General features: G+C 34.6%; 12 protein-coding genes and 1 other annotated feature. Of the genes, 1 reads left to right on the top strand and 11 read right to left on the bottom strand.

What is annotated here, in order from left to right:
• Positions 1-4 precede the first annotated feature (4 nt).
• Positions 5-3,088, bottom strand: a complete 3,084-nt coding sequence (locus tag G7081_RS03945; protein ID WP_166007598.1) for a MucBP domain-containing protein — start codon at positions 3,086-3,088, stop codon at positions 5-7.
• A gap of 595 nt (positions 3,089-3,683) precedes the next feature.
• Positions 3,684-6,167 carry a MucBP domain-containing protein gene (locus G7081_RS03940; protein ID WP_166007596.1) on the bottom strand — a complete coding sequence of 828 codons (2,484 nt, stop codon included), beginning with the start codon at positions 6,165-6,167 and terminating at the stop codon, positions 3,684-3,686.
• 171 nt (positions 6,168-6,338) lie between these two features.
• Between G7081_RS03940 and G7081_RS03935 the strand changes: the two genes are divergently transcribed.
• Positions 6,339-7,847: an AcpB/EbpR/MafR family transcriptional regulator gene (locus G7081_RS03935; protein ID WP_166007594.1), complete on the top strand. Its 1,509-nt coding sequence runs from the start codon at positions 6,339-6,341 to the stop codon at positions 7,845-7,847.
• A gap of 27 nt (positions 7,848-7,874) precedes the next feature.
• Here G7081_RS03935 and G7081_RS03930 read toward each other — a convergent pair whose 3' ends face one another.
• The 9 genes from G7081_RS03930 to G7081_RS03890 form a co-directional block, all read right to left on the bottom strand.
• A complete protein-coding gene (locus G7081_RS03930) occupies positions 7,875-8,075 on the bottom strand; it encodes a hypothetical protein (protein WP_166007592.1) in 201 nt (66 codons plus the stop codon).
• A gap of 117 nt (positions 8,076-8,192) precedes the next feature.
• Positions 8,193-8,594: a rhodanese-like domain-containing protein gene (locus G7081_RS03925; RefSeq protein WP_238786617.1), complete on the bottom strand. Its 402-nt coding sequence runs from the start codon at positions 8,592-8,594 to the stop codon at positions 8,193-8,195.
• A gap of 80 nt (positions 8,595-8,674) precedes the next feature.
• Complete coding sequence (locus G7081_RS03920; RefSeq protein WP_166007590.1) at positions 8,675-8,896, bottom strand: YqgQ family protein; 222 nt, start codon at positions 8,894-8,896, stop codon at positions 8,675-8,677.
• A 54-nt stretch (positions 8,897-8,950) separates the two neighbouring features.
• The gene (locus G7081_RS03915) at positions 8,951-10,135 is read right to left on the bottom strand and encodes a cation:proton antiporter (protein ID WP_166007589.1); all 1,185 of its coding nucleotides are present in this window, start codon (positions 10,133-10,135) and stop codon (positions 8,951-8,953) included.
• Between the two features lie 53 nt (positions 10,136-10,188).
• Positions 10,189-10,237 (bottom strand) — a sequence feature (sodium ion sensor (DUF1646 type); this cis-regulatory element may regulate processes involved in with the transportation of sodium ions).
• A gap of 62 nt (positions 10,238-10,299) precedes the next feature.
• On the bottom strand, positions 10,300-11,046 hold the full coding sequence (locus tag G7081_RS03910) for a rhomboid family intramembrane serine protease (RefSeq protein ID WP_166007587.1): 747 nt from the start codon (positions 11,044-11,046) through the stop codon (positions 10,300-10,302).
• A 1-nt stretch (position 11,047) separates the two neighbouring features.
• Positions 11,048-11,605, bottom strand: coding sequence for a 5-formyltetrahydrofolate cyclo-ligase (locus tag G7081_RS03905; protein ID WP_238786616.1), 558 nt, complete (start codon positions 11,603-11,605; stop codon positions 11,048-11,050).
• Positions 11,606-11,693: 88 nt separating this feature from the next.
• The gene (rpmG, locus tag G7081_RS03900) at positions 11,694-11,843 is read right to left on the bottom strand and encodes a 50S ribosomal protein L33 (RefSeq protein ID WP_023606847.1); all 150 of its coding nucleotides are present in this window, start codon (positions 11,841-11,843) and stop codon (positions 11,694-11,696) included.
• Positions 11,844-12,006: 163 nt separating this feature from the next.
• Positions 12,007-13,764 carry a BspA family leucine-rich repeat surface protein gene (locus tag G7081_RS03895; protein WP_166007583.1) on the bottom strand — a complete coding sequence of 586 codons (1,758 nt, stop codon included), beginning with the start codon at positions 13,762-13,764 and terminating at the stop codon, positions 12,007-12,009.
• Between the two features lie 172 nt (positions 13,765-13,936).
• A complete protein-coding gene (locus G7081_RS03890; RefSeq protein ID WP_166007581.1) occupies positions 13,937-16,069 on the bottom strand; it encodes a peptidoglycan D,D-transpeptidase FtsI family protein in 2,133 nt (710 codons plus the stop codon).
• Positions 16,070-16,250: the final 181 nt, after the last annotated feature.

Here is a 16,250-nt window from a genome sequence, read left to right as displayed (position 1 = left end):
TAACTTATTTTTTATTTTTTTTGAAACGAAATGTTACCAAACCAGCTATACTAATTAATAATAATCCTAATAATGAGTACACTAGATTATTAATTTCACCAGTTTGTGGTAAGGATTCTTGTTCCTTTGTTGGTTCTGTTGGCTCCGTTGGCTCCGTTGGTTCCGTTGGCTCCGTTGGTTCCGTTGGTTCCGTTGGTTCCGTTGGTTCCGTTGGCTCCGTTGGCTCCGTTGGTTCCGTTGGTTCCGTTGGTTCCGTTGGTTCCGTTGGTTCCGTTGGTTCCGTTGGTTCCGTTGGTTCCGTTGGTTTTTGATCTTTTTCATAAACATATACAACTGTTTGTTCTTTATCTGTAAATGTTCCTGATGTATTAGCTGGTGTTTCTTTCAATGTATAACCATCGATTTCAACCGACTCTGATTTGTACGCATCGCCAATGTTTCCATCAAGAATGACTGGTTTCGCTAATTCTTTACCATCTTTATCTTCATGTTTTACAGTAACTGACGCTGCTTCTACTTGGTCTTTTTCATAAACATATACAACTGTTTGTTCTTTATCTGTAAATGTTCCTGATGCATTAGCTGGTGTTTCTTTCAATGTATAACCATCGATTTCAACTGACTCTGATTTGTACGCATCGCCAATGTTTCCATCAAGAATGACTGGTTTCGCTAATTCTTTACCATCTTTATCTTCATGTTTTACAGTAACTGACGCTGCTTCTACTTGGTCTTTTTCATAAACATATACAACTGTTTGTTCTTTATCTGTAAATGTTCCTGATGCATTAGCTGGTGTTTCTTTCAATGTATAACCATCGATTTCAACTGACTCTGATTTGTACGCATCGCCAATGTTTCCATCAAGAATGACTGGTTTCGCTAATTCTTTACCATCTTTATCTTCATGTTTTACAGTAACTGACGCTGCTTCTACTTGGTCTTTTTCATAAACATATACAACTGTTTGTTCTTTATCTGTAAATGTTCCTGATGCATTAGCTGGTGTTTCTTTCAATGTATAACCATCGATTTCAACTGACTCTGATTTGTACGCATCGCCAATGTTTCCATCAAGAATGACTGGTTTCGCTAATTCTTTACCATCTTTATCTTCATGTTTTACAGTAACTGACGCTGCTTCTACTTGGTCTTTTTCATAAACATATACAACTGTTTGTTCTTTATCTGTAAATGTTCCTGATGCATTAGCTGGTGTTTCTTTCAATGTATAACCATCGATTTTAACTGACTCTGATTTGTACGCATCGCCAATGTTTCCATCAAGAATGACTGGTTTCGCTAATTCTTTACCATCTTTATCTTCATGTTTTACAGTAACTGACGCTGCTTCTACTTGGTCTTTTTCATAAACATATACAACTGTTTGTTCTTTATCTGTAAATGTTCCTGATGCATTAGCTGGTGTTCCTTTCAATGTATAACCATCGATTTTAACTGACTCTGATTTGTACGCATCGCCAATGTTTCCATCAAGAATGACTGGTTTCGCTAATTCTTTACCATCTTTATCTTCATGTTTTACAGTAACTGACGCTGCTTCTACTTGGTCTTTTTTATAAACATATACAACTGTTTGTTCTTTATCTGTAAATGTTCCTGATGCATTAGCTGGTGTTCCTTTCAATGTATAACCATCGATTTTAACTGACTCTGATTTGTACGCATCGCCAATGTTTCCATCAAGAATGACTGGTTTCGCTAATTCTTTACCATCTTTATCTTCATGTTTTACAGTAACTGACGCTGCTTCTACTTGAGCATTTGGTAATAAAGGTTGAGTAATTCGGCCAGAAAATAAACTAGATTGATCTTCTAAGGGAAGTGCCAAGCTAAATGAATATGTCACTTTTTCTATATCATCGTCTAACAACCATTTTATGTTTGGTTGTTCATACGTCCCTGCATGACTTATCGTTGAAATTAATGGTAACTTATCATTTAGTGATAACGTATTGTTTATAATTGTTAAATTTTTTTGCCATAATATTGGATCATTTGTGAATGTTTGATTTTTTGCATCTATAGTAGTTGCATTTTTGAGATTAGTAAGTGACTCAATATTGATAATATGATTGTTAAACAAATATATTTTTTCCAAAGTAGTTATATTACTAAGTGGGGTCACATCACTTATATTATTTGTGTACAAATACAACTCTTTTAAAAAAGGCAAATTAGATAATGGCTCTAAGTTTTCAATTCTTTTGTTATCTCCTAAATTTAAAGCAACTAAATTATGAAGCTCACCAATGGGATTTATATCCTCAATATTGTTTGAGACCATATTCAATAAACTCAAATTAGGTATCGTAGTTAAAAAATCACAATTATTCACTAACATTTGATTATTCATAGATAACTCAGTTAAATTTTCCAACTGACCAATCTTATTAGCAGTTTCTTGTGTCATTGCAGTTGACATTGAAAATGTAATATAGAATTTTTTTAATTGTTTTAAACTAGAAATCAAATCCATCTGTGTATTTATATCTAATTTTCCTTCTTCAGTTGAACTTGTTTTACCTGCTATTTCAAGTTTTGTTAGGTTATTTAAATATTGAAGTCCTTCAACACTCTCAAAATCCCATCCCATATCCATTCCATTCAATAATAGTTCCGTTATTGAGTCTAATTCTGATTGACTAACAGGTGAGGAAATAGATGCTTTATTTAATTTTTTCTTTATCAAAGTTGCTAATTCATTATCCGGAAATATTGAGTTGATTGGTTTACTAGATGGAATAACTTCATCTGGTGAAGCTGCTTCGTTTTCAACCACATTGTTATTTTCATCATTCAATAGATTACTATCTTGTTGTGAAGACATTTCATCCTTAACTGCGACATTTAAAGAATTCTCAGTCGAGTCACTTAGATTATCTTGGCTTCCCCCTGGATCTGAGCTAGTTAGTTCCGAGTTTGTCGTCTCTTTAAATTGCTCTGTAAAACTTGTCTCAGCTTTTGTTTCCAAATCAACAGCTAATGATACCACTGGCATTAATAACTGTGTAGCTAAAACACTGGTACTCATTAATGTAATTAACTTCGTTGTATTTCGTTTCATTTGTTTTATTCTCCTTTAAATTTGAATTTTGATTCTGTAACCTTGCCCAACATCAGAATAGAATCGATGACTTATATTCTCACTGTCTTCAGTACGATCAACCACTGGTAAAATAGTTTTGTCTCCTAAAAAATCCTAATAAGAATCTTTTGGCTCTTTATAAAAAACTCCTCCTACAATATATGTCTATTAACTGTATGTTAACTTTATTATAAGACATCGCTCCACTAAGTTCGTCCCAGTATTTACTTTCTCTTTGCAACTATTGGTAATCTGTTCCTTTGTATCTTTTATTCTAATCGTTGATGATAAAAGTATGCCCAATGGAAAAGAGTTAGTGAAAACCCTAACTTACACCATCAAAATAATATGTTATAACAGTTAGATTTCATTGCACTCTTGATGAAATTGTTAACTGAATTCTGTAAATAATTATTTTAAAAAAGTAAAACGAGATATTGATTTGACCACTTAAAATCCACACTCCACTGAGTTGGACTAGCTGCTATTATCTTATGTACATAACTATTTTGGTAGCACAAAATAAATACAAAAGCCTCCGCAAATGCGGAAGCTCTTTTTTTATTTAAATAACTTAATTTTTATTTTTTTTGAAACGAAATGTTGCCAAACCAGCTATACTAATAAATAATAACCCTAATAATGAGTACACTAGATTATTAATTTCACCAGTTTGTGGTAAGGATTCTTGTTCCTTTGTTGGTTCTGTTGGCTCCGTTGGCTCCGTTGGTTCCGTTGGTTCCGTTGGTTCCGTTGGTTCCGTTGGTTTTTGATCTTTTTCATACACATACACCACTTCTTGTGCTTCTTCAGTGAATGTTCCTGATGCATTAGCTGGTGTTTCTTTCAATGTCCACCCATTGATGCTTGCGGCTTCTGATTGATACGGAAGTCCAACTTTACCATTTAAGGTTGCGTCAGCGGCTAGTTCATTGCCGTCTTCATCTTGATATTTCACAGTAACTGGTTTCGCATCTGTACGTTCATACACATACACCACTTCTTGTGCTTCTTCAGTGAATGTTCCTGATGCATTAGCTGGTGTTTCTTTCAACGTCCAACCATTAATGCTTGCGGCTTCTGATTGATACGGAAGTCCCACTTTACCATTTAAGGTTGCGTCAGCGGCTAATTCATTGCCGTCTCCATCTTGATATTTCACAGTAACTGGTTTCGCATCTGTACGTTCATACACATACACCACTTCTTGTGCTTCTTCAGTAAATGTTCCTGATGCATTAGCTGGTGTTTCTTTCAATGTCCAACCATTAATGCTTGCGGCTTCTGATTGATACGGAAGTCCAACTTTACCATTTAAGGTTGCGTCAGCGGCTAATTCATTGCCGTCTTCATCTTGATATTTCACAGTAACTGGTTTCGCATCTGTACGTTCATACACATACACCACTTCTTGTGCTTCTTCAGTAAATGTTCCTGATGCATTAGCTGGTGTTTCTTTCAATGTCCAACCATTAATGCTTGCGGCTTCTGATTGATACGGAAGTCCAACTTTACCATTTAAGGTTGCGTCAGCGGCTAATTCATTGCCGTCTTCATCTTGATATTTCACAGTAACTGGTTTCGCATCTGTACGTTCATACACATACACCACTTCTTGTGCTTCTTCAGTGAATGTTCCTGATGCATTAGCTGGTGTTTCTTTCAATGTCCAACCATTAATGCTTGCGGCTTCTGATTGATACGGAAGTCCCACTTTACCATTTAAGGTTGCGTCAGCGGCTAATTCATTGCCGTCTTCATCTTGATATTTCACAGTAACTGGTTTCGCATCTGTACGTTCATACACATACACCACTTCTTGTGCTTCTTCAGTGAATGTTCCTGATGCATTAGCTGGTGTTTCTTTCAATGTCCAACCATTAATGCTTGCGGCTTCTGATTGATACGGAAGTCCCACTTTACCATTTAAGGTTGCGTCAGCGGCTAATTCATTGCCGTCTTCATCTTGATATTTCACAGTAACTGGTTCTGCTTCTACAGCTTCTTTCACTTCATAAGGAACTCTCAAATAAACCGTCCCACCATCTAAGTCAAATTTCAACACTGCTGATCCTGAAGTTGTTGCCTGACTCAAATCAGGTTCTATTTCCCATTCTACTTTAAGATTGTCTAATGAAACTGGTGAACCGTCGCTCATTTTCACTGTATCTTTTAGTAATAATTTTGGAGTTGTGTAATTAGGATCTGTTGTTTCTCCTTTACTGTAAATGATAAAATCATCATTCAGTTCTCCAACACCCGCAGTTTTTTGTAGGATATTATTGCCTTGAAAACCCACACCATACTTCATATTCATAAAACTATCGTACATTATTTGATACGGCATCACTTTATAGCTACTTTCAAAACTTTGTTTATAATCTGATGTAGGATTTACTACTTCAATTTTAGAGCTCGCGCTTTGATACAAATTTACACTAAACTTACCTATTGAAACTTTGTTGTCAATCACGAAATCCTTGAGTGATGTTGCAGGTATAGTTTTCATATAATATGATATTTGTTCCACTTCTGACATTCCATTAAAATCAGGGCGTTCGTCATTAGGCAGGCTATACAGTGTTCGTATACCGTTATGACCCCATCCATCTCCAAAAGCCAATATAATATCTCCTGTGATAAAACCATTTATATTAAATACATCAGTAACACCCGTCCCGTTAGAATTTGTCTTTACTTTCTTAAATTCCGGAATATCAAACTTGGTTGTTCGAATAATTGTCCAATCTATTTTTTGTAATTGCTCTGCTAATTCTTGTAAATATTTTTCTTCCCCATTTTTCAAGCCTTTAGCCAAAAATTCGGCCCCTTTTTCGCCGGTCTCTATTTCATCAGTTAATTCAAATTTCTCAATTTCAGAGTCAATATTTAATTCTGTCTCAAGCAAATCTGCCCCTGGATCTGTGGTTAATTCTGATGAAATAACCGTATCACTAGTATCAGCTTCTGTTGCTACTGATACCACTGGGATTAATAATTGTGTTGCTAATATACTCGTGCTCATTAATGTGACTAATTTCGTTGTATTTTTTTTCATTTATGATATTCTCCTTATAGTTTGTCTTCTAATCCAATGTACCTCATCTCACTACTCAAAACATGTCATTTTTTTCGCTCTCGATGTAATAACTGGGAATCCATTTCCTTGTAGCGTACATTGAAATAGCCTATGATATGTGTAAAGGTCTTTGGAAAAGAGGTACTAATATTGAAAACATTACTCCCAAAAAATACGTTACGACAACTAGAGTTTCTTGAACTCTTAATAAAAAAAGATGACTGGATCCCATTGGGGACTATTTCAAAAACTCTAGGGTGCTCAACCAGAATTCTTTGGTACGATATTGAATTTATCAATCAAAATTTACACCCTTTTTCAATTGAGTCATCAACACAATATGGGGTAATTATTAAATACCCCCCGAATTACTCTATTGATTACATCTATTCATGGATTTTAAAAAACACACCCATCTTTAATTTATTAGAATTACTATTCACTCAAGATAATTTGAATATTTCTGAAATTTCTGAAAAATTATTTATTAGCACATCTCAAACTTATCGATTGCTTAATTCCTTAACCAAATATCTTACACCCCTAGGTATTAAAATCTCAAATAAATCCTATCAACTTACTGGAAATGAAGGGGCAATTAGAACTCTATTTGTTCATTACTTTCTAGAAAAGTATCCTGTCATGTCAGATTTTTGGTCTGAAGACAAAATCAAAACTGCTAAAACATATTTTTATTATCTCGAAGAAAATACTGATATCACTCTAAGTTACCCAGACAAAAAACTTTTAACTGTTGTTTTTTTGACACATTTAGATCGAATCGCGCACGGCTTCCGGCTGACAGATCGCCCTTACTCTAATGACGTTGAACCTTTTATCGTTTCTTTCTTGGACAACCCTGATAACCCTATTGACAAAAAAGCATTTTATAAAACATTTAATGTCACACTATCTTCGGATGTTATACAGGAAATATTTTCTGCCTTCTTGTCAAACGACTTCATATTAACCCCTGCTGATTTTGATAAGCGACTAGCACTGAAAGAAGAACCCTTATACTCTCGAGTAGGTATTATACAAACTTTCCTAACTAATTTGTCTAATAGATTAAAAATTGATATTCCTAACTATGATAAACTTGTTTTTGAACTTTATAATATTCATAAATTGTTTATTGGTAAAAATTATATTCTATTCAATCGACGTGAATATTTTGCTCAATACGCAAAAAAAGAATACCCTTATTTTGTTTCCGTCTTAATTGAAGAGCTTGATAATTTCAAATTTGATAGCTCATTCGAATGGGATCAAGACTCTTTTAACGAAGTATTATATACTCTATTAATTAACTGGCAAGACATCCCAAAAGAATTAACACATTCAATTCAACCACTAAATATTGGCATCTTCTGCAACTATGATGAAGAACACTCTTACTTCATTGCGGATATGGTGAACTATCATTTTGGCGATCATGTTTCTGTATCTCTGTTTTCGAGTGCCGATTTTGACTCTGCAAAAATAGAAAGTAAAAAATTTGATTTAACCATAACAAATATTTCTAATATTCAATTGAATTCTGACTATACAATTTGTATCAATTCCGTCCCGACACTAAGAGATTGGAAATTAATCAATCAAATCATCTCTTTACACTCTAAAAACGATATGATGATGGCAACAAAATTTACTAAATAATAAAGGAAGCCTCACTTGAGGCTTCCTTTATTTAATTTGCACAAGGTATTTTATTTCATCAATCAGTTTTACTTTTATTTCAGGTATTTTTTCAAATAAAATCTTTTTAATCTGGTCTTCGGTATAATTAATTGGAAAAATCATCGTTACCATTCTCTCTTCATTTCTTTCTATAAAGTGAATTTCATATTCTAAAAAATCATTAAAGCGATCATAATCAATTATCAAGTGTATAACCTCCCCTTATACATTTGATTTTACTCTATGCTAACTTATTATTTTCTTCAATATTTTCACTGACTATTGAAAATAAAAAAGCACATACAATTGTATGTGCTTTTTGTTTTATTTTTTATTTACTTTAGTTTTACCTGTCCAAGCATTGATTCCGCCTTTTAAGATGTAAACATCAGTGTAACCTTGTTTACGTAAAAGGTTTGCTGCACGAACGCTTAAAGACATCACTTGGTCATATAAATAGATCGGTTGATCTTTTCTAAATGAACTTGGGTTTTGTTTCATCATTGGGTAGCTCACATTACGAGCCCCTAAAATGTGACCAGCATCAAAGGCCGAACGGTCACGAACGTCGATGACTTGTGCTTTACGCATATTTTCAGCAAACTCATCTTCTTTAATGACCTTCGCTGAACGTTTTACCATAATTTTCGTATACAACCAGTTTAAAACAATTACTAAAATAATTAATAACAAAATAATATTTAATACGGCTAAAAAATTTCTCACTGTTTCTTCATCCTTCCAACTATCAATCTGCTCTCTTTTGGGAGCGCTACCTTTATATTCTAACACATCAAATAACTAAATTAAATCCCTGTTTGAGAGCTATTTTCTTTCCGAACTTCGTGTTCATGTTCTTTTATTAGAACAACCTTGGCAGCTTGATAACTTTTTATGTCTAGTATTTGAGCACGATATAAACTATCTAACTCAATTCCCATCATTTCAATATCCCACTTACGCTTACCAACATAAATATATGTTCCATAGCGTTTTAATAGTTGCTGAACATCATATAAGGTTTCCATACATGTGACTCCTCTACTTTGACTTCAGACTGATTATACTGGATAACAAAGTCTTTAGGCAACTGTTTCTAATTGTGTTGGTTCACCTTTTTCAATGAAGAATTTAATTAATAACGGTGAGACTAATGTGGCAATAATAATTGAGACAACAATTGCAGAGTAAACATTACCTGAAAGCAGACCTAGTGACCGGCCCATTTGAACAATGATCAACGCCATTTCTCCACGAGACACCATACCAGCACCAATTACCCAAGCTTTGTTGCGAGCTACTTTTGAAAAACGAGCACTTATATAACCACCGATTAATTTGGTTGCAATCGCCATTACTGATAATACTAGGATAAATAAAAATTCTGTTTTAAATACTGCTAAGTCTAAATCTAAGCCGATTGATACGAAGAAAACAGGAATAAATAGGGCATAGCCAATTGTCACAATCCGTTTTTCTACTTGTTCCTTAACAGGTTCACGAGATAATAATAACCCCATAAAGAAGGCACCGATCACATCGCTCATTCCTAAGTATTCAGATAACAAGGCAAATCCAAAACATAGCACTAACGCCGCTGCTGTTTCACTTTCTGTAGCAATCAAACGTTTCGTAATACGTAAAAACGGTTTTAATAAATATTTAGCCACAATGTAAATTAAGAAGAAGAACAATAATTTCTTACCTAATAAATCCCAGAAAAAGGCAGCATCTAAACTTAACTTACCGTTCATGTTTAAGAATGTTGAGAATAAACTAACAATCAATACCACTACGATGTCATCCACAACCGCTGCTCCTAAGATGATTGAACCTTCTTCGGAGTCTAAACGACGGTAATCACGTAACACTTGGACTGAGATACTCACCGATGTGGCACTGAATACGATACCGACAAAGATTGCCGAAATTAAAGAAAGTCCAAACCAATAACTCACTAGGCCACATAATATCAATGGAAATAAAATCCCTAAGACCGCAACTGACATGGCTGGTTTAAAGTATTTCTTCAACAAGTTTAAATCACTTTCAAGACCTGCCAAGAACATTAATAAAATCACTCCGATTTCAGAAAAAACATGGAGCATATCACTTGGGACAATCAGGCTCAGCACTGCTGGTCCAAAAATAATCCCGACCATTAATTCACCAATAACGGCTGGTACAGAAATCAGCTGACATAAATGTGCGGCTAACTTAGTTCCTATTAAAATCAAAATAAGTGCAAGTAATAATTGTTCTAACATCAAAACATCCTCTCAATTTTTAGACAAAAAAATGGACAGTATGACTTTCAATTTTCTTCCCGCCCTTTGAAGAAAAAACCTTGAAAGCATATCTGCCCAACCGACTGTCTATTTTATTATAGTTCTATTATGACATAGATTTGGTTATTTTTAAAGTTTACCGCTTAGATAGTATACAGGCGATAGACATATAAGAAACACATCGCCAATAAAAATACTAAGGCAATACTTGCCCGAACTTGACTGTGACGGTCAATCCTTGATGACTGAAATTGGCTATTACGTAACTTAGGAATACCGACGATAAATCCTAATAAAAAGCCACCAATTGCGCCACCAATATGACCCCACATATCAATTTGACTACTAAATAAATTGAAGAATAAGTTAACAGCGATTAAGGTCCCCATTTGCTTCGCCATAAAACTAATTTGCGGGTGATGCGGGTAAACTTTTCCTAAAGCATAGAAATAAGCAAACATTCCAAATAGCGCCGTGCTAGCACCTGCTGAAACTGTAGCTGGACTACTAAAAGCAAAACTGGCTAAGTTACCTGCAATCCCTGACAATAAATAAACACATAAAAAGCGCCAGTGACCAATTAAGCCTTCTAGTCTAAATCCAATAAAGTATAAGGTCATTGAGTTTACTAATAAATGCAGCCAACCGATGTGGATAAAGATCGGCATAATGAACCGCCAAAATTCCCCAGTTTCCATGACCACTTGTTGATTCATAGCACCATATTTTAATAGCAAACCGATACTCTTAGTTCCATCGAAACCAATACCATAACGAATACCATCTACTGTCATCAAGACAAAGATTAAACATTGAATCCCTAATAATGTCCACGTAATCCATGGCGAACGTTGAAACTGACGGTAATACCGATTATTTTTTAAATTCATTTTACACCTCTATCTTAGTATATAACTGTTTAACTGGCTGATCATACCTATCAGGAAGCCATTCTTGCCCTAACTGAACCTCAAAGACTAGACTACACGTTTCACCCTTGAAATCGGCTAGATAGCGATCATAAAAGCCCCCGCCAAAACCAATGCGATAGCCATCTGTATTAAACAAAACACCTGGCACCACAATTAAATCAATGTCACTTTTCTCGATAATCGTTTCACTTACTGGTTCTGACACACCAATCTTAGTCATAGTATAACTAGTTTCTGGAAAGACCTCAACAAATTCCATTCGTCCCTGACTATAAACTTTAGGGAGTAATAAACGTTTGCCAGCATTCCAAGCCTCATCCATTAATCTTGTTGTATCAAATTCATAGGGCATACTTTTAGTTGTAGCAATGATTTTAGCTTTTTTCCATTGAGATGATTCGAATAACTGTTTGAGAATTAATCGCTCTTCTACTTGCTTAGCATCTGGACTTTGAGCTAATTGGTCCTTTAATTGTTGGATACCACTTTTTCTAAGCATTGCTTTCAAATAAACCATCTCCTCTCCCTTTATTCTACTATACTATAAACTGACACTCTATTTTTAAAAATAAAAAAACCACACAAAAGTGTGGTTTAAATCGTTATTATTTAGTTTCACGGTGAAGCGTAACTTTACGCTCACGTGGACAATATTTTTTAACTTCTAAACGATCAGGATTGTTACGTTTGTTTTTGTTTGATAAATAGTTACGTTCTTTACATTCTGTACATTCTAAAGTGATATGAACACGCATGTTATTCCCTCCAAGCTATAAATTAAATGACTTACTGGAAATATAATACCATGAATAAAACCTGATTTCTACCCTTTTCAGCAAATTTGTTAAGTAAAGTTACTTTACAAATTTCCCACACTAATTAAAGTGAAAAAAGCTCAACAAATTGTTGAGCTTTTGATTATTTTTTACGTTTTACATAACTTTTATAGCCTAATGTACTAACTACAACAATAATTAGGAAACCAATAACCGACAAGACAAAGTTACGCTGTTCACCTGTTTGTGGTAACCACTTAACGAATTTACTCTCTTTTTTCGCATCAGTCTTAGTATCACTTGGATTATCATCTAAGAAAGTTAGCAGTTTTTGTTTGTATCTATTATCAAATTCTTCCGCATGTTTTCTAACTAAATCTTGGAATTTAAATGGTTTCTTTGAAGCTGGATCTTCTGACCCTTTTTTTGCATCGGATGTTTGATCGTTTTTGTTATCTGTTAAACTATCTTCAGCCTTTTCAGAAGACTTAGAATCTGTGTCAGAAGAACCATCTTTGCTTCCTTCACTATCTGAATTTTCTGAACTATCTGATGTTTCTGAACTGCTTTCACCGTCAGAATTTCCTGGTTCTTCAGAACTGTCTTCACTATCTGAACCGCCTGGTGCTTCTGAACCATCAGAACTATCAGAATCATCTGTATCCTCTGTTTCAGTTGTAGCAACTTTTTCCCAAACATAAGTATCAGCATGGTGGCCGCCGCTATAATTACTGCCTAATTCTTTTGAAGTCCAAACATTAGTACCTTTTGGCTCATCTATTGAACCGTCACCAACGTTTATCCATTTTCCAGTATGTGCTTCACTGGATAAATCAACTCTTGGAAAGGCACTTGAAAACTTATGATTTTTTCCTAGAGTGATTTCCGATAGTTTTGTTATCGGCTTATCTGGATAAATTCCAAAATCACTAGGACTGTGTAATGTATTAAAATTTTCAATGTTCAGCTTCTTTAAGTTACGACAGCCTGAAAACATTAAACACATGTCTTCAACCTTACTTGTCTCAAAATTCGATAAATCTAGTTCTTTTAACTGTGTACAATTGATAAACATTGAATACATATTTAAAACATTACTTGTATCAAAACTTGAAAAATTTACCGTTTCTAAATTGCTACAATTGAAAAACATAATTTGCATATCTTGAACTTTTGTAGTCTTAAAAGAACTTAAATCTAAGTGATTGACTGCTTTACATTCATAAAACATGCCCATCATGTCAGTCACGTTTTTAGTATTAAAATGTGCTAAGTTAATTTCAGACAATTCTAAACATTGTGCAAACATTCCAACCATATTTGTTACTTCACTTGTATCAACATTTTCGAAACCATTTATTTTTTTCAAATTATGCATTTGACCAAACATTTGCTCAGCTGAACCAATAATTTTTAATGGTTCTGAAAAAGTAATTTCTTGGATTTTTGGTGTAATAACCGGTCGTAATTGGTTTGGATTAGTGATGGTACCACCTTTGATAATGGCATGATCCCCATCAATTTCGATCTCGATTGTCTTATTCCATTTGACAATCTTATCGGCCACTTTATTTTTCTTTTCTTCTTTCGTTTCAGATTTATTTTCTGAAGCCGATGTTGAACTTTCTTTTTTTTCTTTTGTTTTTTCTTGTGATTCTGATGTTTGACTTTTACTATCTGTTTTAGCTGTTTCCATCTCTGTTTCTGATGATTTCTCTTGGGAAGAACTCTCTTCACTTGAATCAGAGCTTACAAGCGGATCCATTGATTCCTTGAACTCAATCGATTCAGAACTTGATTGATGTTGCTCTGTTGTTTTTTCTTCTGCAAACATTGTCGCTCCGAAAAATGAATTTATTAACAATACGCCACATATAAACCTCTTCATTATGTTATTCATATAATCCCCCTTATACAAAATCATTTACAACTTTAGTATATATGAAAGCGCTGTTCTGTTCAAATGATACCCTTTTAAAAACTTGAAAACAAAAAATGCTTTTTTTCTTGTATGAAATATACGTTATTTAATATATAAAAAAAAGACTGTGGGATTACCACAGTCTTTTTTATTATTTTTCAAAATAATCATAATAGGCATCTAAAATTTCTTTTGTTACTTGCGAATTCATTTTATCTGCTTCATCACTAATATGAGGAATAACTAATGACACACTCACTTTAGGGTCATCCGACGGTGCGTAAGCGATCATTGTACTATTATATAGCTCAATCGGATTGTCCGGGTCATTTGGATTATCTTTTGGAACTTCGGCAGTACCTGTTTTGGCAGAGGCTGTATATTTCGTGCCGTCCATCCACATACCTGAACCTCCTTCGTTAACAACTTGATACATTCCTTCATGAATAATATCATATTGATCCTGTGAACCAACATGAGCCATTACTTTAGGTTTGGTCGCTAATTCCATGCCACCCAACTTACCATCAGGGTCATTGCTATATAGACCTTTTACAATGCGCGGAGCTAGTTTCACACCATTGTTGGCAATTGTACTAACATATTGTGCTAATTGAATTGGCGTGTAAGTATCAAAGTTACCATATGATAAATCGAGTAAGTTACCCATACGACCTTGAATTAAAGTGCCGTTCGGTTGGTAATAATCTTTAGTTGATAATCCAAAAGATTCACCTGCCACATCAATACCGGTCGATGTTCCTAAACCAAAATCTTGATAGTTATTACGAAGCGTAGCAAAGACATCTGTATGATCTCCTAAGACCATATTTTTAGAATAGGTTTCGCCCATTAATTTAAAGGCAATTTTCATCATGTAGACGTTTGACGAATCTTTTAACGCTTCAACAGCGGTCATTTCTCGAGACTTACCGTTAGTAAACACCGATTCTTTAACCGCATCCCCCATAATTTGAATGGGTTCATCGACTAATACTTCATTTCCAGAAATAACACCATTACGCCAGCCTGCCATAATCGTAGCAGGTTTCACTACCGATCCCGGTGTAAATGATTTGTTAATTGTCCCCAAGGCATCCATCGATAACTTGCCACTATCCAAGTCATGGTTTATACCAGCTAACGCATTAATTTCTCCGGTTTTAGGATTCATTACAACAGCGTAAATCCCTTCAGAATACTGAGTTTTGCCACTGTTCATTAATTGTCCATAGTTACGATACAAGATATCTTCAATCTTTTCTTGGAATTCTTGCTCTATAGTTAAGACAACATTTTTACCTTTTTCACCAGGGTATTTCTCAACTGTTGATTCAACACGTTGTCCATCTTCTGTCAATTTCATTTCAAGATTAGACTTGGTCCCTTTTAAAGCCGTCTCGTAATATTTTTCAATATAACTTAACCCAACACGGTCATTAACCGCATAACCATTTGCCACATACCGGTTTCGTTCTTCAGCCGGCAAACCATTTTTCTCAGTGGATACACGACCAAGGATAGTTCCTAAGAATTCATCTTCGGGGTAACTTCTTTCCCAGTCCACTCCCGCTGACAAGCCTGGAATATCTCCCATGCTTTCACCAACACGAGCTACTTCTTCAGTTGTGACATCGTCTGTTTTCACGTAGACAGGTGTCATTTCTTGTGCGCCACTGATTCGTTTGAAGACGGAAATAACCTTTTCCTCATCTTTACTATAATCAATCTCAGCTTCTGTTACTTTGTCTAAAGTATTTTGATACACGACATCATTACTTAAAAAATTCCCTTTAGCATCTACTTTTTCTGATTTTTTTAATCGCCCTTGAGCTTCTTTTAAATGGTCAGGATCTGCTAGCCAGTAATCTTTTTTATCACGATCCGTTACATTGTCAGCATCGATTGAAATAATCTCAGTGATTTTTTTGGCGGTTTCTAATAATTTTTCACCACTCATATTCTTAGGTTTCGTGTATAATACCGCTTGTTTAGACGTATTTTCCACTAAGACCTTACCATTACGATCATAGATTTGACCACGGGGAGCATTGCCTTTTATCGTTGTTTTTTGATCCCATTTAATTTTAGTATTAAAAAATTGTCCATTCGCTAACTGTAAATAGGCTAGTTGAATTAGCAATGCTACAAACAAGCCAAAGACAATAAAGAATAAAAAATTCAAGCGAAATGGAATGTGATTTTTTTTATGAACAACTGTCGGTGCCACTTCTTTGTGGGAGTCAGTTACTTCTTGAAATTTACGTTTGATTTTACCAAGCATAGTCGTGGTCCTTTCGTTCTATCAGACTCATCTTAAGCTACTTGCGCAACAAACAATTCTATTTGTTTACGTCCTAAGATGACGTTTATTTTCCTTTTAAAAGTATCTCATTAATTAACTATAGGTGCAAGTCATACCGCCTCTCTTAAGAGTTCTTTTAAGAAATAAAAACCAGACCTCA

Origin of the sequence: Vagococcus coleopterorum (assembly GCF_011303955.1) — a bacterium.
Taxonomy (GTDB): Bacteria; Bacillota; Bacilli; order Lactobacillales; family Vagococcaceae; genus Vagococcus_D; species Vagococcus_D coleopterorum.
This window is presented reverse-complemented; position numbering and strand designations above follow the sequence as displayed.